Below are 24,216 nucleotides of genomic sequence, written 5' to 3'. Positions count from 1 at the left end.
CCCCCCCCCCCCCCCCCCCCCCCCCCCCCCCCCCCCCCCCCCCCCCCCCCCCCCCCCCCCCCCCCCCCCCCCCCCCCCCCCCCCCCCCCCCCGCGTCCGGCGCGGTGGCCCGCTCGGCTCGGCCCCTGCCTGCGCCGCCGCAGGCGGATGCCCCACGGAATCGGCTCGACCGCCGGGGTGAAGCCGTCGTGGCCGGCCGGGAGCCGGCCGGGAACCGGGCGCCGTCCGGGTTTCCGCAGGGTCAGAGGCGGTGGGCGGCGCCCGCCGGGCTGGCCCCCCGGGTGTCCAGGAGCAGCTGTGCCTTCACCACCAGGCCCTGGAGGTCGTACGTGCGGTGGTGCTGGAGGAGGATCGTCAGGTCGGCGGTGGCGGCGGCCTCGTACAGGGACTCGGCGCGGGGGACCGGCTGGTCCCGCACCCGCCAGCCGGCGACGTACGGGTCGTGGTAGCTGATCAGGGCCCCGAGGTCGAGGAGGCGGCTGGCGATCTCGCGCGCCGGGGAGCCCTCCTGGTCGGCGAGGTCGGGCTTGTAGGTGACGCCGAGGAGCAGGACGCGGGCGCCGCGGGCGGACTTGCCGTGCTCGTTCAGCAGGGTGGCGCAGCGCTGGATGACGTACTGCGGCATCCGGCTGTTGATCTCCTGGGCCAGGCCGACCATGCGCAGGGGGTGGCCCGGGGTGCGGGTGGTGTGCGGGAGGTAGTTGGGGTCGAGGGGGATGCTGTGGCCGCCGACGCCCGGGCCGGGGCGGAACGCGTGGAACCCGTACGGCTTGGTCTCGGCGCAGCGGATCACGTCCCACAGGTCGACGCCGAGGTCGTGGCAGAGCACCGCCATCTCGTTCATGAGGGCGATGTTGACGTGCCGGTAGTTGGTCTCCAACAGCTGTACGGTCTCGGCCTCGCGCAGGCCGCGGGCGCGGACCACCTTCTCGGCGATGCGGGCGTAGAAGGCGTGCGCGGACTCGGTGCAGGCGGGGGTGAGGCCGCCGATCACCTTGGGGGTGTTGGCGATGGTGTGCTTCCGGTTGCCCGGGTCGTGCCGGCTGGGGGAGTAGGCCAGGTGGAAGTCCCGGCCGGCGCGCAGCCCGGAGCCGTCCTCCAGGATCGGCCGCAGGTAGTCCTCGGTGACACCCGGATGGGCGGCGGATTCCAGGATGACGGTGGTGTGCGGGCGCAGGCGGGCGGCGAGCGTGCGGCCGGCCTCGCCGACGGCCCCGAGGTCGAGCGCCCGGTCGGCGCCGAGCCGGGTGGGGGCGCAGATGACGGCGGTGCGGACGCGGCCGAGGTCGGCGGGGTTGGCGGCGACCCGGAAGCCGGCGGCCGACATGCGCCGGACCTCGGCGGCGGTGAGGGTGGAGTCCGTGGCCGGTCCGACGTTGTAGCCGACCGTCTCGATTCCGGCTGCGACGGCCGCCTGGGCCAGTGGGAGGCCGAGGTGGCCGAGTCCGATGACGGCGAGGTCTGCGGGCATGGGGTGCTGCCGTCCCTTCCCTGGCATGCATGAGGGGGCTGGGTGTGCAACTCCTGTGGGCCGCGGCGGGCCCATGAGCTGGCACGATGTCAGACTAGGCGTATATATGACCGATCTGTCGCATTGCGGGGCGATGGTCGCCGTTGTGTTGTCCACAGGCAGTGGCTGATGCGGGTACGGCGGGTCAGAATCGAGGGCGGGGGACGCGAGCGGGACCACCCGCACCGAGTGGGTACGCCCGCACCGACGGGAGGCAGCCGTGAGGACAGCGACACTGGGGCCGGCGCAGCGCGCGGAGGCACTCGCCCGGATGGCCGAACGGGAACTGGACGTACTGGTGGTGGGCGCGGGCGTGGTCGGCGCGGGTACCGCACTCGACGCCGCGACCAGGGGCCTGTCCACCGGGCTCGTCGAGGCCCGGGACTGGGCGTCCGGCACCTCCAGCCGGTCCAGCAAGCTCATCCACGGCGGCCTGCGCTACCTGGAGATGCTCGACTTCGCCCTCGTGCGGGAGGCGCTGAAGGAGCGCGGCCTGCTGCTGGAGCGGCTGGCCCCGCACCTGGTCAGGCCGGTGCCGTTCCTGTACCCGCTCCGGCACAAGGGGTGGGAGCGGTTCTACGCCGGGTCGGGCGTCGCCCTGTACGACGCGATGTCGGTGTCCGGCGGGCACGGCCGGGGCCTGCCGCTGCACCGGCACCTGTCGCGCCGCCGCGCCCTGCGCGTGGCCCCGGCACTGCGCAAGGACACGCTGGTTGGCGCCCTCCAGTACTACGACGCGCAGATGGACGACGCGCGGTACGTCACCACGCTCGTCCGCACGGCCGCCGTGTACGGGGCGCACTGCGCCAACCGGGCGAGGGTGGTCGGCTTCCTGCGCGAGGGCGAACGGGTGGTCGGGGCGCGGGTGCAGGACGTGGAGGGGGGAGGGGAGTACGAGGTCCGGGCCCGCCAGGTGGTGAACGCGACCGGGGTGTGGACGGACGACACGCAGGCGCTGATCGGGGAGCGCGGGCAGTTCCACGTACGGGCGTCGAAGGGCATCCACCTCGTCGTCCCGAAGGACCGCATCCACTCGAGCACCGGGCTGATCCTGCGGACCGAGAAGTCCGTGCTGTTCGTCATCCCGTGGGGCCGGCACTGGATCGTGGGCACCACCGACACCGACTGGGACCTGGACAAGGCGCACCCGGCGGCGTCCAGCGCCGACATCGACTACCTGCTGGAGCGGGTCAACGCGGTACTGGCCGTGCCGCTGACCCGCGACGACGTCCAGGGGGTGTACGCGGGCCTGCGGCCGCTGCTGGCCGGGGAGTCGGACGCGACGAGCAAGCTGTCGCGCGAGCACACGGTCGCCCATCCGGTGCCGGGCCTGGTGGTCGTCGCGGGCGGCAAGTACACGACGTACCGGGTCATGGCGAAGGACGCGGTGGACGAGGCCGTGCACGGGCTGGACCAGCGGGTCGCGGAGTGCGTGACGGAGGACGTGCCGCTGGTCGGGGCGGAGGGGTACCGGGCGCTGTGGAACGGCCGGGCCAGGATCGCCGCCCGGACGGGCCTTCACGTGGCGCGGGTGGAGCACCTGTTGAACCGGTACGGCTCGATGACGGACGAACTGCTGGACCTCATCGCCGAGGACCCCTCGCTGGGTTCGCCTTTGGGTGGGGCGGAGGACTACCTCCGGGCCGAGGTGGTCTACGCGGCGTCACACGAAGGGGCGCGACACCTGGACGATGTGCTGACGCGGCGGACGCGGATCTCGATCGAGACCTTCGACCGGGGGACCCGGTCGGCGCGGGAGTGCGCGGAACTGGTGGCTCCGGTGCTGGGATGGGACAAGCAGCAGATCGAGAAGGAAGTGGAGCACTACGACAAGAGGGTGCAGGCGGAGCGGGAATCGCAGCGCCAGCCGGACGACCAGACGGCCGATGCGGCGCGATTGGGGGCGCCCGACATCGTTCCGTTGTAACTCCGGGATACGGAGTGGGGAACCGTGGACCCGGGGCTCCCGTCCGTTGCGGAGTGAGGAACAATAAGGGTTCTGCCGGGGCGGGTTATCGCGCGGGTTCTCCCGGGGCGGGCCACCGGGCATCCGGGCGGGTGCCGGGGCAGCCGGAGCAGGCGGCACGAACGCAGAGGGGACGCATGTCGAAGCCGGAGCACACCGATTCGCCTGCGGCGAAGCAGGACCGGGCGAAGCCTGTGTCGGCCGAGCCGGAGTCGTCTGTCGAGGCCGCAGCCCCTCCCGCCGGAGCCCGTGCCGGGTCGTCCGCGGGGGACCCTGCGGCGAAGCCGGGCATGCCGAAGCCGCGGGCCGGGGCGGCCGGTTCGGCCGCCGCCGAGCCCGACCCGGCGAAGCCCGCGGCCGGGGCGGGGCGTTCGGCTGCCGACGCCGAGCCGCAGGACGCGAAGCCGGCGGCGCCCAAGGCGGACCTGTCGAAGCCCGGAGCGGCCGCGGCCAAGCCCGCGGAGGACGCGCCCGCTGCCGCCGAGCCGGAGGACGCGAAGCCGGCGGCGGCGCCCAGGGCCGACCTGTCGAAGCCCAAGGCGGCCGCGTCCGGCGGGGACGAGCCGGCCGCGGCCACGGCGGAGCCGGCGAAGCCGCAGGGCGCCAAGAGCGGCGCGGAGGCCGTCCGGACGACGTCGGGGAACCCCGTCATCGACAAGGCCGACGCCGTCGCCGCCGCCGTCAAGGCCGCGGCCGCGAAGGCCGCCGAGGCCGCCGGCGCGGAGGGCCGCCTCCTCGCCGGCCGCTACCGCCTCGGCCAAGTCCTCGGCAAGGGCGGCATGGGCACCGTCTGGCGGGCCGAGGACGAGACCCTCGGCCGTACCGTCGCCGTCAAGGAACTCCGCTTCGGCAACGGCGTCGACGAGGACGAGAAGCGCCGCCTGATCACCCGTACCCTCCGCGAGGCCAAGGCCATCGCCCGGATCCGCAGCGGCGGAGCCGTCACCGTCTTCGACGTGGTCGACGAGGACGGCCGCCCGTGGATCGTCATGGAGCTCATCGAGGGCCCCTCCCTCGCCGAGTTCATACGCGAGCAGGGCCCGCTGACGCCCCACCGCGCCGCCGAGGTCGGCCTGGCCGTGCTCGACGTGCTGCGCGCCGCCCACGGCCAGGGCATCCTGCACCGCGACGTGAAGCCGTCCAACGTGCTCATCGCCTCCAACGGCCGTGTCGTCCTCACCGACTTCGGCATCGCGCAGGTCGAGGGCGACCCCTCGATCACCTCCACCGGCATGCTCGTCGGCGCCCCCTCGTACATCTCGCCCGAGCGCGCCCGCGGCCAGAAGCCGGGCCCGCCCGCCGACATGTGGTCGCTCGGCGGCCTGCTGTACGCCGCCGTCGAGGGGGTGCCCCCGTACGACAAGGGGTCGGCCCTGGCCACCCTCACGGCGGTCATGACCGAGCCGGTCGACCCGCCGCGCAACGCCGGCCCGCTGACCGAGGTCATCTACGGCCTGCTGGTCAAGGACCCGGCCCTCCGCCTCGACGAGGAGCGGGCCCGGGCCATGCTGACCGCCGTGGTCAATGCGCCCGAGCCGGAGCCCGCCGCCCCGGTCCTCGCTCCCGCGGTCGAGGAGACCCGCCAGATTTCCCTGTCCGCGGCCAGGGAGGCGGCCGACAAGGCGGCGGCGGAGAAGGCCGAGAAGGCCGCGGAGAAGGCGGAGAAGAAGGAGCGCGAGCGGCGCGAGCGCGAGCAGCGCGAACGGGCCCGCGCCGCCCTGAAGGCGGCCCGCAAGGCCGCGGTGACGGCGGGCGCCGCGACGGCCGCGGCGGCGGCGAACGCGTCGACGGCGGCCGCCGCCTCCGGCGGGTCCTCGCCGTCCGGCCGGACCGCGCCGGTCGCGGCGCCGCTCACCGACGTCATGTCCCGCCGCACCATCGGCCTCGCGATCGCCGGCGTGGTCGTCGCGCTGGCCGCCATCGGCTCGCTGCTCGTGTACGCGTTCAGCGGCGGCGGCCCGGGCGGCAAGAAGGACGAGGGCAAGTCCGGCACGTCGTCCTCGGGCAACCCGACCCCCGGCCCGTCTTCCAAGACCGGCGAGACCGCCGCCACCGCGGGCAAGACGGGCGGCGCCGGCGCCGACCCGAGCCAGGGACAGACGCCGAACGGCCAGCAGAGCCAGGGCCAGAACCAGGGCCAGGGCGCGGGCGGCCAAGCGAGCAGCGGCGGCCAGGGGCAGGGCCAGGGCCAGGGCAACTCCCCCGGCGGGCCGGCCGCGGGCCTGCCCGCGGGGTACGCCATGGTGACCGACCTCGGGTTCCACTTCTCGATGGCGATGCCGCAGGGCTTCAGGCAGACGGGTACCGCGGGCGAAAACTCCGGTGCCATATACAGCCGTGACGGCGGCTTCCCGCGCATCCAGGTCGACTACACCGACAAGCCCGGCGACGACGCCCGCAAGGCCTGGGTGCTGCTGGCCACGCAGGTGGGGCCCAGCAGCTCGGGCTACAAGCAGCTCCGGATCGACACGGTGTCCTACCGGGACTACCCGACCGTCGCGGACTGGGAGTTCGAGCGGGACCAGGCCGGCCAGCGGGTCCGGGTGCTCAACCGCGGCTTCAAGGTCGACGCGAAGCGCGGCTACGCCATCATGATCAGCTGCCCGGCGGACCAGTGGGACGGCCCGGAGTGCACGCAGATGCGCGACGTGGCGTTCCAGACGTTCCAGCCCCTCGCCTGACGAGCCTTCACAGGCCCGGGACGCGGGTGCCCCCGGCCACGTATCGTGTCAGCGGGGGCAGTGGGGAACCTGCCCCGCAGCGCACTCGGGGGAGGCGGAGTGGACGACTACGCGGGTCGGATCCTGGCCGGCCGCTACCGTCTGCCGCTGCCGCCGTCGGACGAGTACGAACTGGTCGAAACCCGCGCCTTCGACACGCGCAGCGGGCAGGAAGTGCTCGTACGGCAGGTGCCGTTACCCGAGATCGTGGACGCGGAGCTGCTCGACGAGGGGTCGGGCGGGGCCGCAGCCGCCCGGACCGGCGCCGATGGAGGCGCCCTTCCGGCGGGGGAGCTCCCGGCCGTGCGCCGGGCCATCGCGGCGGCGCAGGCGGCCGCGTCCGTCCCCGACCATCCGAGGCTGGACCAGGTCTTCGACGTGTTCGCCGAGGGCGGGTCGCTGTGGATCGTGAGCGAGCTCGTGCCGGCCCGGCCGCTGGCCGCGCTGCTCGCCGACGAACCGCTGACCCCGTACCGGGCGGCGGAGGTCGCGGCCGACGTCCTGACCGCGCTGCGGGTGCTGCACGCGCACGGGTGGACGCACCGCAACATCACGGTCCGGACGGTCCTGATATGCGATGACGGGCGCGTCGTCCTGACCGGCCTGGCCGCCGGGGCCGCGGAGGACGCGCTGTGCGGGTACGACCCGGTCCCGTCGGAGGACGACGACCCGGACGCGGAACAGGGCTGGGGCACCCCGCCGCCCGCGGACCACGCCCCTGGCGGCGGCCACCTCCCGCTGGTGGCACCGGGCTACGAAACGGGCCCGCGCCACACCGACCGCATCACCCCGGACCAGCCGCCCGCGCCGGGAGCCGCCGACGCGCCACTGGTCGCCCCCGGCTACGAAACGACCCCGCGGTACGCGGACCACATCACTCCCGACCGGCAGCCGGACCCGCCGGCCGCGGTCGCGGGGCACGGCGGGGAGGCGGCCGACGGCGATGTGGGCTCCGCGGACGCCGCGCCGGGTGTTCCCGCTACCGGCGGTGGCCTTCCGGGACACCCGGCCGGCCCGCGGTACGCGGACCACGTCACCCCCGACCGGCCGGAGCTCAAGGCGGCCGCGCGGGCCGGCGTCGTCGCCGCGTACCGGGCCGGGGCCCGGGCCGCCGCGGCGCGGGTCACCGAGGAACGCAACACCGCGGCGGATTCGGCCTCGGCACCGGAGGGGCGGCCGCAGGGCTCGAACCTGCCCCAGGGGTACTCGTACCCGTACGGCACCCCCGGGACGACCGGCGCCCCCGGCCGCGGTGCCGCCCAGGAAGCCACCCCGGACACCGGTCCCGCCGCCGGTGCGGGCACGGCCGGGTACGCCGACCGGGTCCCGGTATCCGGCTCGAACTCGCCGGACGGCCCGACGGCCGGGAGCGCCGCCGCACACAACGGCCCGGAACCGGGCCGCGGAACGATACCCTCCGCATCGATCGGGCCAGGCGGGATCACCGTTGCCGGCTCCGGCGCAACCACCGGAGCGGGCGGGGCGACAGGCGCTCTCCCGGGGGCGGACCCCGGTCGGAGCCCGGAGGCCGACTCGGGCTCAAGGGCGGCCGCCGGATCCGGATTCACCATGGGCGGCCACACCGGCGCAGCACCGGAAGCCGGTTCGGGTTCCGGGGCCGGCGCCGTCGGCACCGGCCCCGGAGGGCCGAGCAGCGGCAGCGGCACCGGTGCCGCAACCGGAACGGGCTCCGTGGCCGGCCCGGGGACGTACCCCGGTCCGGGCCTGGAGGGCGGTTCGGGTCCCGCGGCGGGCCCGGGTGGTGGCCGCCCGCAGGCAGGCGCGGTGGCCGACGCGGACTCCGGAGACGTCACGTCGGCCGGCATCGGCGCGGGCACCCACGCCGGTACGGGCACGTACGCGGGCACGGGAACAGGCACAGGCACATACGCCGGTACGGGCGCGGGCGCGGGCACGGGAACAGGCACAGGCACATACGCCGGTACGGGCGCGGGCGCGGGCGCGGGCACGGGAACAGGCACAGGCACATACGCCGGTACGGGCGCGGGCGCGGGCGCGGGCGCGGGCACGGGCACGGGGAACGAGGCGGTGGCCGGCCCCGGTGGCCGCCCCGGTGCGGGGGCATCCCGCGGGACGGGCCCGGGCCCCGGCGGCGGGGTGGCGGGCGACGGCGGCGGGGTGGCGGGCGACGGCGGCCCGGCCGGCGGAGCCGCCTGGCACGGTGCCACGCCGCGGCGGCAGGTCGCGGCGCTGCCTGCCGGGCCGGAGCGTCCGGAGGCGGGGCCGCCTGCGCTGCCGGCACAGCTCGCCCTGCCGCAGGGGTACCGCCAGGCCGAGGACCCCACCGCCTACCTGCGTCCGGGCCAGCCGGGCCGGTCCCGGCCGGTGCCCGCGCGCACCCCGGGCCAGCCGGGCCGGCCCCGGCCCGTGCCCGCGCACATACCCGCCCCGCAGTCCACCCCGCAGCCCGCGCCGCCCGTGCCCGCGCACATCCACACCCCGCAGCCCCCCGCCCCGAAGTCAGCGCCCGCGGCACGGGCCGGCTGGGGCGGGGCCGGGGCCGGGGGCCGGTCCGGGCCGCGCAGTGGGCTCGATGCCGAGCGGGCCCGGCAGACGCGGATGGCGGTGGTCGGGGCCGTCACCGAGCGGTGGGCGCCGGAGCAGGCGGGCACGGTCAGCGGGCCCTGGCAGCTGGCGGCGCCGGTCGGGCCGGCCACGGACCTGTGGGCGCTCGGCGCGCTGCTGTACCGCGCGGTGCAGGGCCACGCCCCGTACCCCGAGGACAGTGTCACCGAGCTCGTCGAGATGGTCTGCGCCGAAGCCCCCGCCTTCGCGGAGGACTGCGGCCCGCTGCGCCCGGTCGTGGAGTCGCTGCTCCGCCAGGACCCCACCGAGCGCCCCGACTTCGAGGAGCTCCGCGGCTGGCTGCGCTCGCTCGTGCGGTACGCCCCCGAACCGGATTCCGGTCTCGGCGCGGTCGACGGCCAGGGCCGCAGGTTCGCCGCGCCCCCGCCTCCCGAGCCGGATCCGGCCCGCCTGCCCGTCGTGCGCCGCCGGGGCGAGCTGCACGGGCGGCACCGCAGCCCGGCCCCCGCCCGCAGGCCCCGCGCCCTCGGCCGGAACCTGCTCCTGGGCGTCCTGGTGCTGATGGCCGGTGCGGTGGCGTACGCGATGCTGTTCCTGCCGGGCGGCACCGGCGACGGCGACGGCGACCGCCGCCAGGACACGGCCTCGAAGACCCCGGTGGCCAGGACGGAGGCGCCCGCTCTGCAGGCTTCGCCGCCCGCCGCCGGCGGATCCCGGCCCCCGTCGGGGGCGCCGCAGTCCCCGGCGGCCCCGCAGTCCGCGGCGCCCGCGCCGCCCGGCTACACCGTCCAGCAGGACCCGGAGCACTTCGAGATCGCGGTGCCCGCGGGCTGGGAGCGCCGCGGCATGAACGAGGCGGGCCAGGTCCGCTACACGGACGGCGAGTACGTCCTGATCGTGGTCCCCGGCCGGGACAAGGCCGAGGGCAACCCGGATCCGGCGACGTACCAGAAGGACAAGGAGCCGGAGCTGGCCCCGTACCGCTCGTCCACCTGGGCCAGCGGCGGCGACGTGAAGACCACCAAGGTGGGTCAGCAGCTCCGGGTCACCGGCCGGTACACGTGGATCGACGGCAACGGCCGCAGCGTCGTCGCCCGCAACTTCGTCGTGGCGCTCGGCGGCAGCTACCACGTCGTCATGGTGACGGGCCCGCAGGACGGCGAGGGCAAGGTCACCGAGGTCTTCGAGAAAGCCACGGGGAGTTACAAGTCCGGGGGATGAACGCGGACTGACGGTGACTCAGTACGGCAATTGCGTCACAGTGCTGCCGGAACCGCGCCTCCGGGTACCAGCCGTGCCGAGCGCTTCGTAATCTGGCCCGAAGTGCACAACAGTGGCGGGGATTCGTGGAACAGCAGACAGGTGCGGGCGCAGTGCTCGCCGGCCGGTACCGGCTCGTGGAGCCCATCGGCAGCGGCGGCATGGGGAAGGTGTGGCGCGCCCATGATGAGCTCCTGAACAGGACCGTCGCCGTCAAGGAGCTGACGGCGGGTCTGTTCGTCGCCCAGGGCGACCGGGACGTCCTGCACGCCCGGACGCAGAAGGAGGCCCGGGCGGCCGCCCGCATCCAGCACCCGGCCGTCGTCACCGTCCACGACGTGCTGGAGCACGACGAACGGCCGTGGATCGTCATGGAGTACATCGACGGCCCCTCCCTCGCCGAGGCCGCGAAGGCAGCAGGCCGCATCGAGCCCCGCGAGGCCGCCCGGATCGGGCTGCACGTCCTGGGCGCGCTGCGGGCCGCGCACGCGGTCGGCGTGCTGCACCGGGACGTCAAACCCGGGAACGTGCTGCTCGCGAAGGACGGGCGGGTCCTGCTCACCGACTTCGGGATCGCCGCGATCGAGGGCGACTCCTCGATCACGCGCACCGGCGAGATCGTCGGCTCCATCGACTACCTGGCCCCGGAGCGGGTCACCGGCGGCACCCCCGACCCGGCCTCCGACCTGTGGTCGCTGGGCGCCACCCTGTACACGGCGGTCGAGGCCCGCTCGCCGTTCCGCCGCACCTCGCCGATCTCCAGCCTGCAGGCCGTCGTCAACGACGAGCCGCCCGCGCTGCGGCAGTCCGGGCCGCTGGGGCCGGTCATCACCGCCCTGCTGCGCAAGGACCCCGAGGAGCGGCCCTCCGCGCAGGAGACGGAGCGGATGCTGCTGGAGGTGATGGAGGGCCGCGAGCCGAAGGCGGCGCACGCGTACGTGCCCACGCGCGCGGTGACCCCGCAGGAGCTGGCCGGCGTACGGGAGCCCGAACCGGACCGCCCGACGCCCGCCGACTCCGTACGGACGGCCGAACTGCCCGGCCGGGCGGAGCCGGACGCCCGGCCGAACCCGACCGCAGGCCGGATCAAGCGGGCCGCGGCGGTGGCCCTGGTGGCGGCGCTGGTCGGCGGCGGCGCGGTGTTCGGGGTGCTGAAGTACACCGGGGACGGCGACCAGGGCGGCGGCTCCGACACGAACGCGAGCGCCCCCGACCAGCAGAACGGCACGAACGGGACGAACGGCAAGGACGGCAAGGACGGCAAGGGCACCCCGCCCGCGGGCTGGAACGAGGTCGCCGACCCGGCGGGCTTCACCCTGTGGGTACCGGACGACTGGAAGCGCCGGATGGACGGCAACCAGATCGACTACACCCCGGACAACGGCAAGCACTTCATCCGCATCGCCATCGACACCACCCCGGACTACGACAACCCGTACACGCACCTGCTGGACCTGGAGAAGCAGCTGCGCCAGCGCACCGACTACAAGCGGCAGAAGCTGAACCAGAACACCTTCCAGGACAGCACCCGCTCGGCCATCTGGGAGTTCACCTGGACGGAGAAGGGGGCGCACGCCGGTCCGCGCCGGGCCATCGAGCAGATGTACATCGCCCCGGACGGCACCGAGTACGCGGTGTACATGTCGGGGCCGGCGGCGGACTGGGAGACCACCCGCGCGCAGTTCGACACCGTGCTCAGCGGCTGGGCCCCGCCCGCCAAGAAGGACTGAACCCGCCTGCCGGAAAGGGCTGAACCCGCCTGCCGGAAAGGGCCGGCACCACCCGCCCGGCCCATCCTGCCAGCGATCACTGGCGGTTTTGGCAAAATCCGGTTACCGACGGGTACCCAAAGGCCGCCGGGCGCAATACGCTCACCGCCATGACGGACACGCAGGCCCCGGCCCCCCTCCGCAGCGCACCGCAGCCCACCAACCCGGTCGCCCCGGCCCCGGCCGGGGCCCGCACCGCAGCCGACGTGGTGACCCCCGACCTGGTGGCCCGGCTCACCCGCGGAGTGATCGGCTCGGGCCGCACCGCGAACCACAGCCCCTTCACCGGGGACAGGCTCGCCGACCTGCCGGAGGCCACCCCCGAGGACGTCGCCGAGGCCTTCGCCCGGGCCCGCGCCGCCCAGGCCGCGTGGGCCGCCGTCCCCGTGCGCCGCCGGGCCGCCGTCCTGCTCCGCTTCCACGACCTGGTCCTGGACCGCCAGGCCGAGGTGCTCGACCTGATCCAGCTGGAGACCGGCAAGGCCCGCCTGCACGCCCACGAGGAGGTCCAGGCCGTCGCCGTCGCCGCCCGCCACTACGGCCGCAAGGCGCCCGCGTACCTGCGCCCCAAGAGCCACACCGGCGCCATGCCCACCCTGACCAAGGTCACCGAGCTGCGCCAGCCGCGCGGAGTCGTCGGGCAGATCGCACCCTGGAACTACCCCCTCGAACTCTCCGTGGGCGACGCCCTGCCCGCCTTCGTCTCCGGCAACGCGGTCGTGATGAAGCCCGACACCGAGACCGCGCTGACCGCCCTGTGGGCCCGCGATCTGCTGATCGAGGCCGGGCTGCCCGCCGAGGTCTTCCAGATCGTCCTCGGCGAGGGGCCCGTCGTCGGCCCCGAGGTGGTCCGGCACGCCGACTACGTCTCCTTCACCGGCTCCACCCGCACCGGCCGCGAGGTCGCCCAGGGGGCGGCCGCCCGCCTCGTCGGGGTCTCCCTCGAACTCGGCGGCAAGAACGCCATGGTCGTCCTGCACGACGCCGACATCGAGAAGGCCGCCGCGGGCGCCGTCCGCGCCTGCTTCTCCTCCGCCGGCCAGCTGTGCATCTCGATCGAGCGGCTGTACGTCCACGCCTCGATCGCCGACGCGTTCGTCGAACGGTTCGCCGCCCGCACCAGGGCCATGCGGCTGGGCAGCTCCCTCGCCTACGGCGCCGACATGGGCTCGCTGGTCGGCGAGCGCCAGCTGGAGACCGTCACCAGGCACGTCGACGAGGCCGTGGCCAAGGGCGCCACCCTCGTCGCCGGCGGCACCGCCCGCCCCGACATCGGCCCGCTGTTCTACGAGCCCACCATCCTCGACGGCGTCGAGGCGCCGATGGCGGTGTGCGGCGAGGAGACCTTCGGCCCGGTCGTCTCGATCTACCGGTTCACCGACGAGGACGAGGCGATCGCCCAGGCCAACGCCACCGCCTACGGCCTCAACTCCAGCGTGTGGACCAAGGACGCCCGCCGCGGCCACGCCGTCGCCGCCCGCCTGCGCACCGGCACCGTCAACATCAACGAGGGCTATGCCCCGGCCTACGGCAGCGCCCAGGCGCCCATGGGCGGCATGAAGGACTCCGGCCTCGGCCGCCGGCACGGCTCCGAGGGCATCCTCAAGTACACCGAGGCGCAGACCGTCGCCCACCAGCGGGTGCTGCCGATGGCCCCCTCGCTGGGCATGGACGACGAGCGGTACGCGGCGTTCATGACCCGCAGCCTCAAGGTGATGAAGGCCCTCCGCCTGCGCTGACAGCCCCCGTCCGTCCGCCGAGGAGGCGCGCCAGTGGCACAGCCGTACGTCCGCGACCAGGACCGCGACCAAGACCGCGAACACGACCACGACCACGACTACGACGTCATCGTCATCGGCTCGGGCTTCGGAGGATCGGTCTCGGCGCTCCGGCTGACCGAGAAGGGCTACCGGGTCGGCGTCCTGGAGGCAGGGCGCCGCTTCACCCGTGAGAGCCTGCCGAAGAACAGCTGGGACCTGCGGAACTACCTGTGGGCCCCGGCCCTCGGGCTCTACGGGATCCAGCGGATCCACCTGCTCGGCAACGTCATGGTGCTGGCGGGCGCCGGGGTGGGCGGCGGCTCCCTCAACTACGCCAACACCCTGTACGTGCCGCCGACCGCGTTCTTCGAGGACCGCCAGTGGGCCTCGATCACGGACTGGCGCGAGGAACTCGCCCCGTACTACGACCAGGCCAAGCGGATGCTCGGGGTGCGCCTCAACCCGACGACCACCCCCTCCGACGTCCACCTCAAGGCCGTCGCCGAGAAGATGGGCGTCGGGGACACCTTCCACATGGCCCCGGTCGGCGTCTTCTTCGGCGACGGCGCCGACGCCGAGGGAGCCGCCGTGGCCAAGCCCGGCGAGGAGGTCCCCGACCCGTACTTCGGAGGGGCCGGGCCCGCCCGCCGGGCCTGCACCGAGTGCGGCGAGTGCATGACCGGGTGCCGGCACGGCGCGAAGAACACCCTGAACGAGAACTACCTCCATCTCGCCGAGCGCGCCGGCGCCGTGATCCACCCGATGACCACGGTCACCGCCCTCGCCGAGCACCCGGGCGGCGGCTACCGGGTCCGCACGGTTCCCACCGACGCCCGCCGCCGCGGCATCGCCAAGGAGCTGCGCGCCCGGTACGTGGTCGTGGCGGCGGGCACGTACGGCACCCAGACGCTGCTGCACACCATGAAGGACAACGGGCTGCTCCCGCGGATCCCGGACCGCCTCGGCGAGCTGACCCGCACCAACTCGGAGGGCCTGGTCGGCGCGCAGACCGACGACCGCCGCTACCGCAGGCGGCACGGCGCGGACCGGCGGGCGGACTTCACCCGCGGGGTGGCCATCACCTCGTCCGTGCACCCCGACGCCGACACCCACATCGAACCGGTCCGCTACGGGCGGGGCTCCAACGCGATGGGCTTCCTGACCGTGCTCCAGGTGCCGTACAGCGGCCACCGGGTCCGGGCCTGGTTCGCGCGGACCGCGAAGCACCCGGTGCAGCTGCTGCGCTCGCTGTCCAACCGGCGCTGGTCGGAGCGGACGATCATCGGCCTGGTCATGCAGTCCCTGGACAACTCGCTGACCACGTACCGCCGGCCCCGCGGCCCCGGCCGGGGCCTGCTCACCGCCCGCCAGGGGCACGGCGCCCCCAACCCGGTGCAGATCGCCGAGGCCACCCGGGCCGCGACCCTGCTGGCCGAGGAGATCAACGGCTTCCCCGGCAGCAACATCGGCGAGCTGATGGGCACCCCGCTGACCGCGCACTTCCTCGGCGGCTGCCCGATCGGCGCCTCGCCCGAGGAGGGCGTCGTGGACCCGTACCACCGGCTGTACGGGCACCCGGGCATCTCGGTGGTGGACGGCTCGGCGGTCTCCGCGAACCTCGGGGTCAATCCGTCGCTGACGATCACGGCGCAGGCGGAGCGGGCGATGTCGTACTGGCCGAACAACGGCGAGCAGGACCCGCGCCCCGAGCAGGGCGCGGCCTACGTGCGGCTCGCCGCGGTGGAACCGGTCCGTCCGGCGGTCCCGAAGGAGGCCTTCGGCGCGCTGCGGCTGCCGTTCCTCGCGGTCCCGGAGGTCCCGCCGCGTACCGCGGGGGCCGCGCCGGAGGCCGGGGCCGGGACGGGGGCCGGAACCGGGGCTGCCGGCTGACACGCGGCGGGTACCGCGCTCCCCCTCCGAGCGCGGTACCCGCCGCGGTACATAGGTGACAGGCGTTCGGCACCGAAGGTTGTACCCGCGGGACACCCGCACAGGTGTGGCGTCCGTCACACCTCTCGCAGGGGTGGGGCGGGGCTGGAGGCGGGGCCGGGGCGGGGGGCCGGACACGAGAACGGCCGGCCCGGGGCGTCCCCTGGGCCGGCCGTCTTTTCGGGGTGACCGGGCTGCTGTCCCCTGCTGTCCGGTCACACGAGGAGCGAGGTCCCACGACGTACGTCGCACGGGCCGTACGTCTCATCGCTCCGGTGGAGCCACGCGTGGTGCCGGTCCCGCGACTGGCTGACGCGGCCACCCACACCAACGAAGGCCCGCGGGGGCGGTTACGCGCCGGACGGGTGACGAACAGGCGTCAGACGCGGCCGCGGCAGAGCTCCAGCAGGGTCATGGCGAGGGCGGTGCCGGGCCTGCCGAGGGCGTCCTTCCAGTGCGCGAGCACCTCCATCTCGCGGGAGAGGTGCACCCGGCGGCCGCCCGAGGCGATCCGGGTCTGCTGGATGACGGCCGAGACGGCCATCCGCTCCTGGATCAGGCCGATGATCCGGTCGTCGATGGCGTCGATGCGCTCGCGGGAGGCGGCGATCAGCTCCTCGGGAGAGGCGGGGGCGGTGACGGCGGAGGTGGTGGTGGCGTTCATGGCGGGGTTCTCCTGTCGGTGGGGCCCGCAGGACCGGTGAAACGCCGCAGCGCCCGGGTCCTGCCGGACCGGGGCGCTGCGGGAAGTCAGTGGCTCGGAGCGAGCATCACGAGAACCCATGGCGGCCGGACCGTCCGGTGCCATAGGTAAAGAGGAAGCTCAGCTGCTTGCGCACGAAACGGATTATGGCCGTCCGTGCCGCTGCGGGCCAACCGGGTTCGGATGTTGAGATCCTCTCCCTTCGCGAGCGAGGGGATTCCTACCTCACGCTGCCTGGCGGACCGGCGGTCCGTCGGGTCTTCCACGATCGGCGGTAGCCGGGGTGAGACCAGCCCGGACGAGCATCACGCGTGCGGAGTTCTTGTCCCTCGGGGAGACGGCTCCGCACGCGGTGCACGTGTACGTACGTTCCGACAACGGCAGCGCGTGCTTGGTTCTCGCTCCGCACTGTCCGCAGTCCCTGGTGGTGTGCGCCGGGTGCACGAGGTGCAGGACCCGGCCGTGCTTGCGCGCCATGTTGATCAGTTCGCGCTTCGTGGCGGCGATCGCCGCGTCGGCCGCCTTGCGGGCCATGGTCGACTTGGCGAGGAACTTCGGTCGGAAGTCCTCCACCGCGAGCCGGTCGAAGGCCTCCACGATCTTCTTGGCCCACTTGCGGGCGGTGTCCTGACGCTGGCGGGCGATCTTCTTGTGTGCCTTCGCAGTCTGCCTCTTCGCCTTGCGGTAGCCCTTGGAGGCAGCCTCAGCGCTATACCGCCCGCCAGGTGCAGGCGCCCGTTTCTCAGCCGGAAGCCGTTCCTGGTGTAGTTGAGCGTCGGGTCCGCTCGGTCTCTCTTCTTGAACAGAGGCATCCCGCGCGCTGCCGCACCGGCAACCGGGCCTTGATGTCCTTCAACGCCTTGGCGCGCGCCTTGGCGAAGTCCCGGATGATCTGCTGCTGTGGCACACTGCCACCTTCGCGTAGCCACTCATGGTTGCTACGCCAGCCGGTCAGCAACCTGTCCAGCGCCGGCGGTCCGCAGTTCTTGCCGGCCTTGTGCGCAGCCCGCGATTCGACCACGCATTGGTTCCACACCCAGCGACACCGGTCCCACTCCGACAGCAGAGCCGACAAGGCGTTGGACGATACGCGCAGTCGGTAGGTGTACCGGGCGTACCCGACCTCCCCCACTGTCGCCATAACGCCAAGCTAGAGCCGGAAGCCGCTGCTTTCCCGGAAACCCGGACGGCTCACACGAATGAGTGGCCGACCGGACGAGCTGGCCAGCTGTCGTGTATTCAGCGCGCGTGGTCGGTGTACACGCGACGGAACAGATCATGGCCGGTTCGTCCGGTGTGCCGCAGTGCCCAGTCCTGCACTGCCAGTTGGTCGCCCTGTGACCCCGGAACACGGTGCGTGGGCTCAGCACCGGCCGCACCCGCGGTGGGCGACGATCCCGACGCTGCAGCCCGACACGGCCGAGCGGTCCCCCGCCGGTACGCCTCCGAGCGCTGCTTGGCCAGCGCTGCACACACGTCGCAACGTGCGGCTGGTCTCGGGGCGTCGGCAGGCAGGGAGAGGTGGACGTGGCCGGCTCATGGTGGTCTGTGCTGCCATGGCGGCGGACGCTGTGACCGCTTCGTCGCGGCGCGTCACGGCCTCGCGGTTCGGATGGTGAGACGAAAGCGGCCGGCGCGTCCCCCGTTAGAATTGACAAAACAGCCCCCTCTTCCGCCGGAAGGCCGCCCCCGTGCCAGAAGCACCCTCCGCCGCCCACGACGCCGCCCCGGACACGGTTCTCGTCGTCGACTTCGGCGCCCAGTACGCCCAGCTCATCGCCCGCCGCGTCCGCGAGGCACGGGTCTACAGCGAGATCGTGCCGAGCACGATGCCCGTGGCCGAGATGCTGGCCAAGAACCCCAAGGCGATCATCCTGTCCGGCGGTCCGTCCTCGGTGTACGAAGAGGGCGCGCCGCAGCTCGACCGCTCGCTGTTCGAGGCCGGTGTCCCGGTCTTCGGCATGTGCTACGGCTTCCAGCTGATGGCGACCACCCTCGGCGGCACCGTCGACAACACCGGCGCCCGCGAGTACGGCCGCACCCCGCTGGCCGTCAGCAAGACCGGCTCGACGCTCTTCGAGGGCACCCCCGAGCAGCAGTCCGTGTGGATGTCGCACGGCGACGCCTGCTCCAAGGCCCCCGAGGGCTTCACCGTCACCGCGTCGACCGACGTCGTCCCGGTCGCGGCCTTCGAGAACGACGAGAAGAAGCTGTACGGCGTGCAGTACCACCCCGAGGTGATGCACTCCACGCACGGCCAGCAGGTGCTGGAGCACTTCCTCTACCGCGGCGCGGGCCTGCAGCCCACCTGGACCACCGGCAACATCGTCGAGGAGCAGATCGCGGCCATCCGCGCCCAGGTCGGCGACAAGCGCGCCATCTGCGGCCTGTCCGGCGGCGTGGACTCCGCGGTCGCCGCGGCCCTCGTGCAGAAGGCCATCGGCTCCCAGCTGACCTGCGTGTACGTCGACCACGGCCTGATGCGCAAGGGCGAGACCGAGCAGGTCGAGAAGGACTTCGTCGCGGCCACCGGCGTGCAGCTGAAGGTCGTCGACGCGCAGGAGCGCTTCCTGGACGCGCTGGCCGGCGTCACGGACCCCGAGACCAAGCGCAAGATCATCGGCCGCGAGTTCATCCGCGTCTTCGAGCAGGCCCAGGCCGAGATCATCGCCGAGGCCGAGGGCGGCCCGGACGTGGCCTTCCTGGTCCAGGGCACCCTGTACCCGGACGTCGTCGAGTCCGGCGGCGGCACCGGCACCGCCAACATCAAGTCCCACCACAACGTGGGCGGCCTCCCCGAGGACATCGAGTTCGAGCTCGTCGAGCCGCTGCGCCAGCTGTTCAAGGACGAGGTCCGGATGGTCGGCCAGGAGCTCGGCCTGCCCGAGGAGATCGTCCAGCGCCAGCCCTTCCCGGGCCCGGGCCTCGGCATCCGCATCGTCGGCGAGGTCACCAAGGAGCGCCTGGACCTGCTGCGCGAGGCCGACGCCATCGCCCGCCACGAGCTCACCGCGGCCGGCCTGGACCGGGAAATCTGGCAGTGCCCGGTGGTCCTGCTGGCGGACGTCCGCAGCGTCGGCGTGCAGGGCGACGGCCGCACCTACGGCCACCCGATCGTGCTGCGCCCCGTCTCCTCCGAGGACGCCATGACCGCGGACTGGACCCGGATGCCGTACGAGGTCCTCGCCCGGATCTCGACCCGCATCACCAACGAGGTCAAGGACGTCAACCGCGTCGTCCTGGACTGCACCAGCAAGCCCCCGGGCACGATCGAGTGGGAGTAGTCCCCAGGGACTGATCCCCGCCCGAGCCCGCGGTGAAGCCGCCACCCCGTCCCGGGGTGGCGGCTTCGCCCGTTCCCGGCCCTCTCCGGCCCTCCCCGGCCTTCCTCTCTGGCGGGTTGCGGGCCCCGCCGGTACCTTGCGCGCCAGCCGCCGCCGGCCGTCCGCCGCTCCGGCGCCGCGGCCGCGCCGACCGCTGCGACCGAGGAGGGCCGCCATGCCGGACCAGCCCGTGCCCGCCCCCGCCCCCGCCCCCGCGCCCGTCCCGGCGCCGGCGCCCGTGCCCGAGGACCGGCTGCGGTACGAGCTGCCGCCCGTCCACACCGATCCGGCGCGGGAGCGCGCCCACCGCAAGGAGCGGCTCGCCGGCGCACTGCGCCTGTTCGGCCGGCTCGGGTACGAGGAGGGGGTCACCGGACAGGCCACCGCGCGCGATCCCGCGTTCGAGGACTGCTACTGGGTGAACCCCTTCGGGCGGGCGTTCGGCTCGCTGACCGCCGGGGACCTGATCCTCGTCGACGGGGACGGGCGCGTGGTGCAGGGGGAGCGGCGGGTGAACCAGCTGGCCTTCGCCCTGCACGCGGCCGTGCACCGGGCCCGGCCCGACACGGTGGCCGTGGTCCGCGTGCACGGCCCGTACGGCAGGGCGCTCGCCGCGCTCGGCGAGCTGCTCGCCCCGGTCACCCAGGAGGCCTGCGTGTTCTACGAGGACCACGCCCTCGTCAACCAGTACACCGCCGGCGCGGGTGACCCGGGGGAGTGCCGGCGCATCGCCCGGGCCCTCGGCCCGTACAAGGCGCTGATCCTGCGCCACCACGGGCTGCTGACGGTCGGCGACTCCGTGGACGCGGCCGCCTGGTGGTCCGTCGCGGCCGAGCGGGCGGCGCAGGTGCAGCTGATCGCGCGGGCCGCGGGCAAGCCGGTGCCGGTCGAGCACCGGGCCGCGCTCGCCGTGCGGGAGCGGTTCGGGACGGACCTCGCGGCCTGGGCCGCCTACCAGCCCCTGTGGCAGTCCGTGCAGGGTGAGCAACCGGCGGGCGGGCACGGTATGCCGGGCGGGTGACGTCAACATCATGAACGGTTAATCACCTGCTCTGACATCGTGCGCAATCCGGAGCGCTGCCGCCGTGGTGCACAATTCGCAGGCACTGCACCGTAGTTCAGAGAGGCGGCAGGCACGTGGCTGTCCACCACCCGATCTCCCTCACGCCCCACGGCGGCGCATGCACCTGCGACGACTGCCCGCACGGCGTGCAGGAGGGGCACCGGCGCGCGGTAGCGGCGTTCCTGGAGAAGCGTGACGAGTTCGCCGCGGGACACGGGCTGCCGGCCGCGGTGGCCCGGTCCGCCGGGGCGTCCCGGCAGTGGGTCTCCGACGAGCTGACCCTGTCGGCCCGCACCGCCGCCGACCGGGGACGCGAGGCCGGCACCTCCTGGCTGTACCTGCTCTCGCGGCGGGCCGTGCTCGCCGTGTGGATCGCCGCCGGGGTGCTGCTCCTGGTCCAGGTCGGCACCGCGCTCGGCCCCGGATGGTCCACCGCGCGCACCGCCGCCCTGCTCGCGGCCCTGGTGCTGGCCGGGCTGCTCACGGTCGCCGCGCGCGCCCAGTCGGTGCGCGGCGGGCTGCTGGCCCCGCTGGTCGGGGAGGACAACCGGCTGTCCACCTCGAAGGCGGTGCCGAGCGCCTGGCTGCTGCTGACCGCGTTCGCCGCGTTGCTGCCCGCGCTGCGGCTGGCGGCGTCGCCGCCCGGGCCGGAGCGGCAGGCGCTGTACGAGGGGCTGGCGCTCGGGCGTGCCCTGCCGCTGCTGGCGGTGGTCGCCCTGACCTCGGCCGTGGCGGTGCTGGTGCGCCGGGTGGTCGCCGTACGGATCCTCGGGCAGCGCCTCCAGAAGCTGCCCGCGGAACGCCCGCGCGGGGTGGACCTGCTGACGGACGACGCCGGCCGGGGCAGCTTCCCGGACGCCCAGTACGTCCTGGTCTCCACGGTGGTGCTGGGCTACGCGGCGGTGTCGCTGGCCCGGTTCCCGGACCGGCTGCCGCGGCTGCCGTGGGCGCTGGCACTGCTGGTGGCCCTGTCGGCCGCGGTGTACCTGGCGGCGAAGTACGCGGAGGTGGCCCGTCCGCTGGTGCTGTCGGTGGTCCGCAGACGCGAGCCCGGGGACCTGGACGCGGCCGTCCGGCCGGGGGACGACATCGAGATCCGCGGAGTGGGGTTCGTACCGCCCGGGGCGCAGACGCCGGAGATGCTGGCGCGGCTGGTGGTGCGGATCGGGACGGTGCACGTGCACGTGCCGCTGGTCCCGGTGGCGGGCGGGTTCTCCAACCCGTCGGACGCGGCGCTGACGGTGCCGGTCCCGGCGGAAGTGGAACCGGGGCGGGTCGAGCTCCAGGTGGTGACCGCGGCGGGGGTGGAATCCAACCGCTACATCATCGACGTGGCCGAGTGAAGCGGGTACAGATGGGAGCGTGACCAGACCCGACAGCCCCGACGCCCCCGACGGCTTCCGCGTGCCCGACGCCTCCCGCCCTCCCGGCGCCTCCCGCGTCCCCGACGGCGTCCGTGTCCCCGACGCCACCGAAGGCTCCGGCGCCCCCGTCGGCCACGCCGCTCCCGCCGCTTCCGTCGGCCACGCGGCCCCCGCCGGTCACGCGGCCCCCTCGCTGCGGGACCGGGCCGCCCGGTACGCGCTCCTGCCGCTGCGTGTCTTCCTGGGCGTGACCTTCGTCTATGCGGGCCTGGACAAGCTCACCGACCCCGCGTTCCTGTCCGCCTCCGGTCCGGGCTCGATCGGCGAGGTGATGCGCGGAGTGCGCGACACCTCCGCGGTCCCCGGCCTCGTCGACCTGGCCCTGCACTCGCCCGTCGGCTTCGCCGTCCTGCTGGCCGTCGCGGAGATGGCGGTCGGCCTGGCCGTCCTCGCGGGGCTGCTGACCCGGCTCGCGGCCGCGGGCGGAGCGCTGATCTCGCTCAGCCTGTGGCTCACGGTGTCCTGGCAGGTGACCCCGTACTACTACGGAAACGACCTCGCCTACCTGATGGCCTGGACCCCGCTGATCCTGGCCGGCGCGCCCTACTGGTCCCTGGACTCGCTGATCCGGTCGCGTCGCACCGCGCGGTCGTCCGAACGGTCCCGGAGGTCGCGCCGCACCGCATAGGTCACCATCCCGACCAGCGAGGCCAGCACCAGCCCGCCCGCGGCCATCGGCACCACCAGGAACCACGGGGTGTCGACCTCCCCGGTCGCGTCGAGCAGGTACAGCACGCCCGCGACGGTCAGGACCAGGCCCGCCAGCAGCCGTCCCGGCTGGAACTCATGACGCGGCACGTGCCACCTCCACCTGTCCCACACCCGCGTGCAGGTGCAGCTCGATCGTTCCGCCGGCCTCGGTGCCCGCGGCCGGCTCCAGGGTCTCCTGCTGGGTTTCGCCGCCGCTCTTGACGCGTATCGTCCGGGTGTCGTCCCCGGGCATCTTGATGTCGCCCAGCCGTACGGACACGTCGGCCCGAGCGGTGACCTCGCGCGGCACGATCACCTTGAGCCGGCCCGCCTCGATGTCGGCCCGCACGGACAGCGTGGTGCCCTTCGGCACGTCCAGCCGGCTCAGGTCCAGCGTCGCCAGCCCGGTGTCCGCCGCGTACGCCGGCCGTACGTCGGCCATGGCAGCCGGTCGCCAGCGGACGTCCCGCCAGTCCGTGCCGATGTTCTCGGGCAGGGCGGACGCGACGGCCAGCAGCCCGGCCGTGGCCATGGCGAGGAAGAGGGTCCCGAAGCCGGTACGCCCCTTGACCGAGCTGACCGCGAGGCCGAGGCCGAAGACCGCCAGGGCCGACGCCAGGCCGATCTGGAGCGCGTGCGAGAGGGTGCCGTCCTCCCACACCGCGGCGGTCGCGACCGCCCCCGCCAGCATCGCCAGCACGAACACCCGGCCGCCGATCCCGCCGCGCGGCCGCGGCCGGCCGGGGCCCTGCCGGGGCTCCCCGCCCGCCCGGCCGTTCGCGCCGCCCGCCGCGCCGGCGGAGTCGTCCGGCCCCCACAGGTAGCCGGTGGATCCGACCGGGCCGGTGGTGCCGTCCTTGACCAGCGGGTCCCGCCACCACGACGGGCCGCCCGGCGCGGGCGGGGCCTGCGTCTCCGGCGGGGCCGGGCGGTGCGCGGCCGGCGACTCCGCCTCGGGCCCGGCGGAGCTGCGGCGGCGCTGGGAGACGTACGCGCCCCCGCCCAGCGCCAGCACGACCAGGACGGAGAAGGCCCCGAGCCCGCCGTTGTGCAGCATCGACAGGAACAGCGCGCAGCCCACCAGCGCCGCGAACACCGCCGCCAGCGTGGCCCCGTCGACCCGGCCGGTCAGCAGCTTCTTCGCCTCGCTGTCCTCCTCGCCCTCCACCGGCAGCAGCAGCCACGCGAAGCCGTAGAAGATCAGGCCGAAACCGCCGGTGAGGGTGAGGACGCCGAGCACGATCCGGAAGATCACCGGGTCCAGGTCGAAGTAGCGGCCGAGGCCCCCGCACACGCCGGCGAGGACCTTGTCGCGCTTGCTGCGGCGCAGCGGCGGCCGCTCGGCGGTCCGCCCGCCCGTGCCGTCGCCCGTGCCGTCGCCCGTGCCGTCGCCCGTGCGTGCGCCGGTCCGGTCGTCGGGCAGGCCGCCCGGCGGCGGGGAGTCGTGCTTGGTCATGCGTCCATGGTGACGGGCCGTCGGAGCCGCCGGCATCGGGCCTTACCCTGGCACAACCCTGATATCCCCCGGTCACATCTGGGGGGATGCCCTGAT

Annotated in this window: 15 protein-coding genes and 1 pseudogene; 10 read left to right on the top strand and 6 right to left on the bottom strand. The window is 74.4% G+C overall.

Features of this window, described 5'->3' with window-relative positions; translation table 11 throughout:
* Window positions 1-241: 241 nt before the first annotated feature.
* Window positions 242-1,471 carry a nucleotide sugar dehydrogenase gene (locus AC068A_RS16345; RefSeq protein ID WP_478585382.1) on the bottom strand — a complete coding sequence of 410 codons (1,230 nt, stop codon included), beginning with the start codon at window positions 1,469-1,471 and terminating at the stop codon, window positions 242-244.
* Between the two features lie 259 nt (window positions 1,472-1,730).
* Between AC068A_RS16345 and AC068A_RS16340 the strand changes: the two genes are divergently transcribed.
* The 6 genes from AC068A_RS16340 (at window position 1,731) to AC068A_RS16315 (ending at window position 15,422) form a co-directional block, all read left to right on the top strand.
* Window positions 1,731-3,437: a glycerol-3-phosphate dehydrogenase/oxidase gene (locus AC068A_RS16340; RefSeq protein ID WP_478585380.1), complete on the top strand. Its 1,707-nt coding sequence runs from the start codon at window positions 1,731-1,733 to the stop codon at window positions 3,435-3,437.
* A 329-nt stretch (window positions 3,438-3,766) separates the two neighbouring features.
* Window positions 3,767-6,157 (top strand): serine/threonine-protein kinase, encoded by a 2,391-nt coding sequence (locus AC068A_RS16335; protein ID WP_478585379.1) that lies wholly within the window; start codon window positions 3,767-3,769, stop codon window positions 6,155-6,157.
* A gap of 99 nt (window positions 6,158-6,256) precedes the next feature.
* On the top strand, window positions 6,257-9,964 hold the full coding sequence (locus AC068A_RS16330) for a protein kinase (RefSeq protein ID WP_478585377.1): 3,708 nt from the start codon (window positions 6,257-6,259) through the stop codon (window positions 9,962-9,964).
* Window positions 9,965-10,089: 125 nt separating this feature from the next.
* Window positions 10,090-11,733: a serine/threonine-protein kinase gene (locus AC068A_RS16325; protein ID WP_478585375.1), complete on the top strand. Its 1,644-nt coding sequence runs from the start codon at window positions 10,090-10,092 to the stop codon at window positions 11,731-11,733.
* A 149-nt stretch (window positions 11,734-11,882) separates the two neighbouring features.
* The gene (locus AC068A_RS16320; RefSeq protein WP_478585374.1) at window positions 11,883-13,511 is read left to right on the top strand and encodes a succinic semialdehyde dehydrogenase; all 1,629 of its coding nucleotides are present in this window, start codon (window positions 11,883-11,885) and stop codon (window positions 13,509-13,511) included.
* Between the two features lie 33 nt (window positions 13,512-13,544).
* Window positions 13,545-15,422 carry a GMC oxidoreductase gene (locus tag AC068A_RS16315; protein WP_478585372.1) on the top strand — a complete coding sequence of 626 codons (1,878 nt, stop codon included), beginning with the start codon at window positions 13,545-13,547 and terminating at the stop codon, window positions 15,420-15,422.
* A 418-nt stretch (window positions 15,423-15,840) separates the two neighbouring features.
* On the opposite strand, the gene AC068A_RS16310 is transcribed toward AC068A_RS16315, so the two are convergent.
* The 3 genes and pseudogenes from AC068A_RS16310 to AC068A_RS16300 form a co-directional block, all read right to left on the bottom strand.
* Window positions 15,841-16,125 (bottom strand): chorismate mutase, encoded by a 285-nt coding sequence (locus AC068A_RS16310; protein WP_478585370.1) that lies wholly within the window; start codon window positions 16,123-16,125, stop codon window positions 15,841-15,843.
* Between the two features lie 264 nt (window positions 16,126-16,389).
* Window positions 16,390-17,305, bottom strand: a pseudogene (locus AC068A_RS16305) (RNA-guided endonuclease InsQ/TnpB family protein).
* A 98-nt stretch (window positions 17,306-17,403) separates the two neighbouring features.
* The gene (locus tag AC068A_RS16300; protein WP_478585368.1) at window positions 17,404-17,640 is read right to left on the bottom strand and encodes a DUF7848 domain-containing protein; all 237 of its coding nucleotides are present in this window, start codon (window positions 17,638-17,640) and stop codon (window positions 17,404-17,406) included.
* A 215-nt stretch (window positions 17,641-17,855) separates the two neighbouring features.
* Between AC068A_RS16300 and guaA the strand changes: the two genes are divergently transcribed.
* The 4 genes from guaA (at window position 17,856) to AC068A_RS16280 (ending at window position 22,602) form a co-directional block, all read left to right on the top strand.
* On the top strand, window positions 17,856-19,448 hold the full coding sequence (gene guaA, locus AC068A_RS16295; RefSeq protein ID WP_478585367.1) for a glutamine-hydrolyzing GMP synthase: 1,593 nt from the start codon (window positions 17,856-17,858) through the stop codon (window positions 19,446-19,448).
* 214 nt (window positions 19,449-19,662) lie between these two features.
* Window positions 19,663-20,508 carry a class II aldolase/adducin family protein gene (locus AC068A_RS16290; RefSeq protein WP_478585365.1) on the top strand — a complete coding sequence of 282 codons (846 nt, stop codon included), beginning with the start codon at window positions 19,663-19,665 and terminating at the stop codon, window positions 20,506-20,508.
* 116 nt (window positions 20,509-20,624) lie between these two features.
* The gene (locus tag AC068A_RS16285) at window positions 20,625-21,893 is read left to right on the top strand and encodes a hypothetical protein (RefSeq protein WP_478585363.1); all 1,269 of its coding nucleotides are present in this window, start codon (window positions 20,625-20,627) and stop codon (window positions 21,891-21,893) included.
* Window positions 21,894-22,107: 214 nt separating this feature from the next.
* Window positions 22,108-22,602, top strand: a complete 495-nt coding sequence (locus AC068A_RS16280) for a DoxX family protein (RefSeq protein ID WP_478585400.1) — start codon at window positions 22,108-22,110, stop codon at window positions 22,600-22,602.
* Here the strand turns inward: AC068A_RS16280 and AC068A_RS16275 are convergent.
* Together AC068A_RS16275 and AC068A_RS16270 are read right to left on the bottom strand one after the other, a co-directional pair.
* Window positions 22,518-22,772, bottom strand: a complete 255-nt coding sequence (locus tag AC068A_RS16275; protein ID WP_478585361.1) for a hypothetical protein — start codon at window positions 22,770-22,772, stop codon at window positions 22,518-22,520. The genes AC068A_RS16280 and AC068A_RS16275 overlap by 85 nt on opposite strands.
* The gene (locus AC068A_RS16270; RefSeq protein ID WP_478585359.1) at window positions 22,759-24,120 is read right to left on the bottom strand and encodes a PspC domain-containing protein; all 1,362 of its coding nucleotides are present in this window, start codon (window positions 24,118-24,120) and stop codon (window positions 22,759-22,761) included. Before AC068A_RS16270 ends, AC068A_RS16275 begins: the two co-directional genes overlap by 14 nt.
* Between the last annotated feature and the right edge of the window lie 96 nt (window positions 24,121-24,216).

Source organism: Streptomyces sp. NPDC043854 (genome assembly GCF_056436005.1).
The sequence above is the reverse complement of the archived record's forward strand: the minus strand, read 5'-3'. Positions and strand labels throughout refer to the sequence as shown.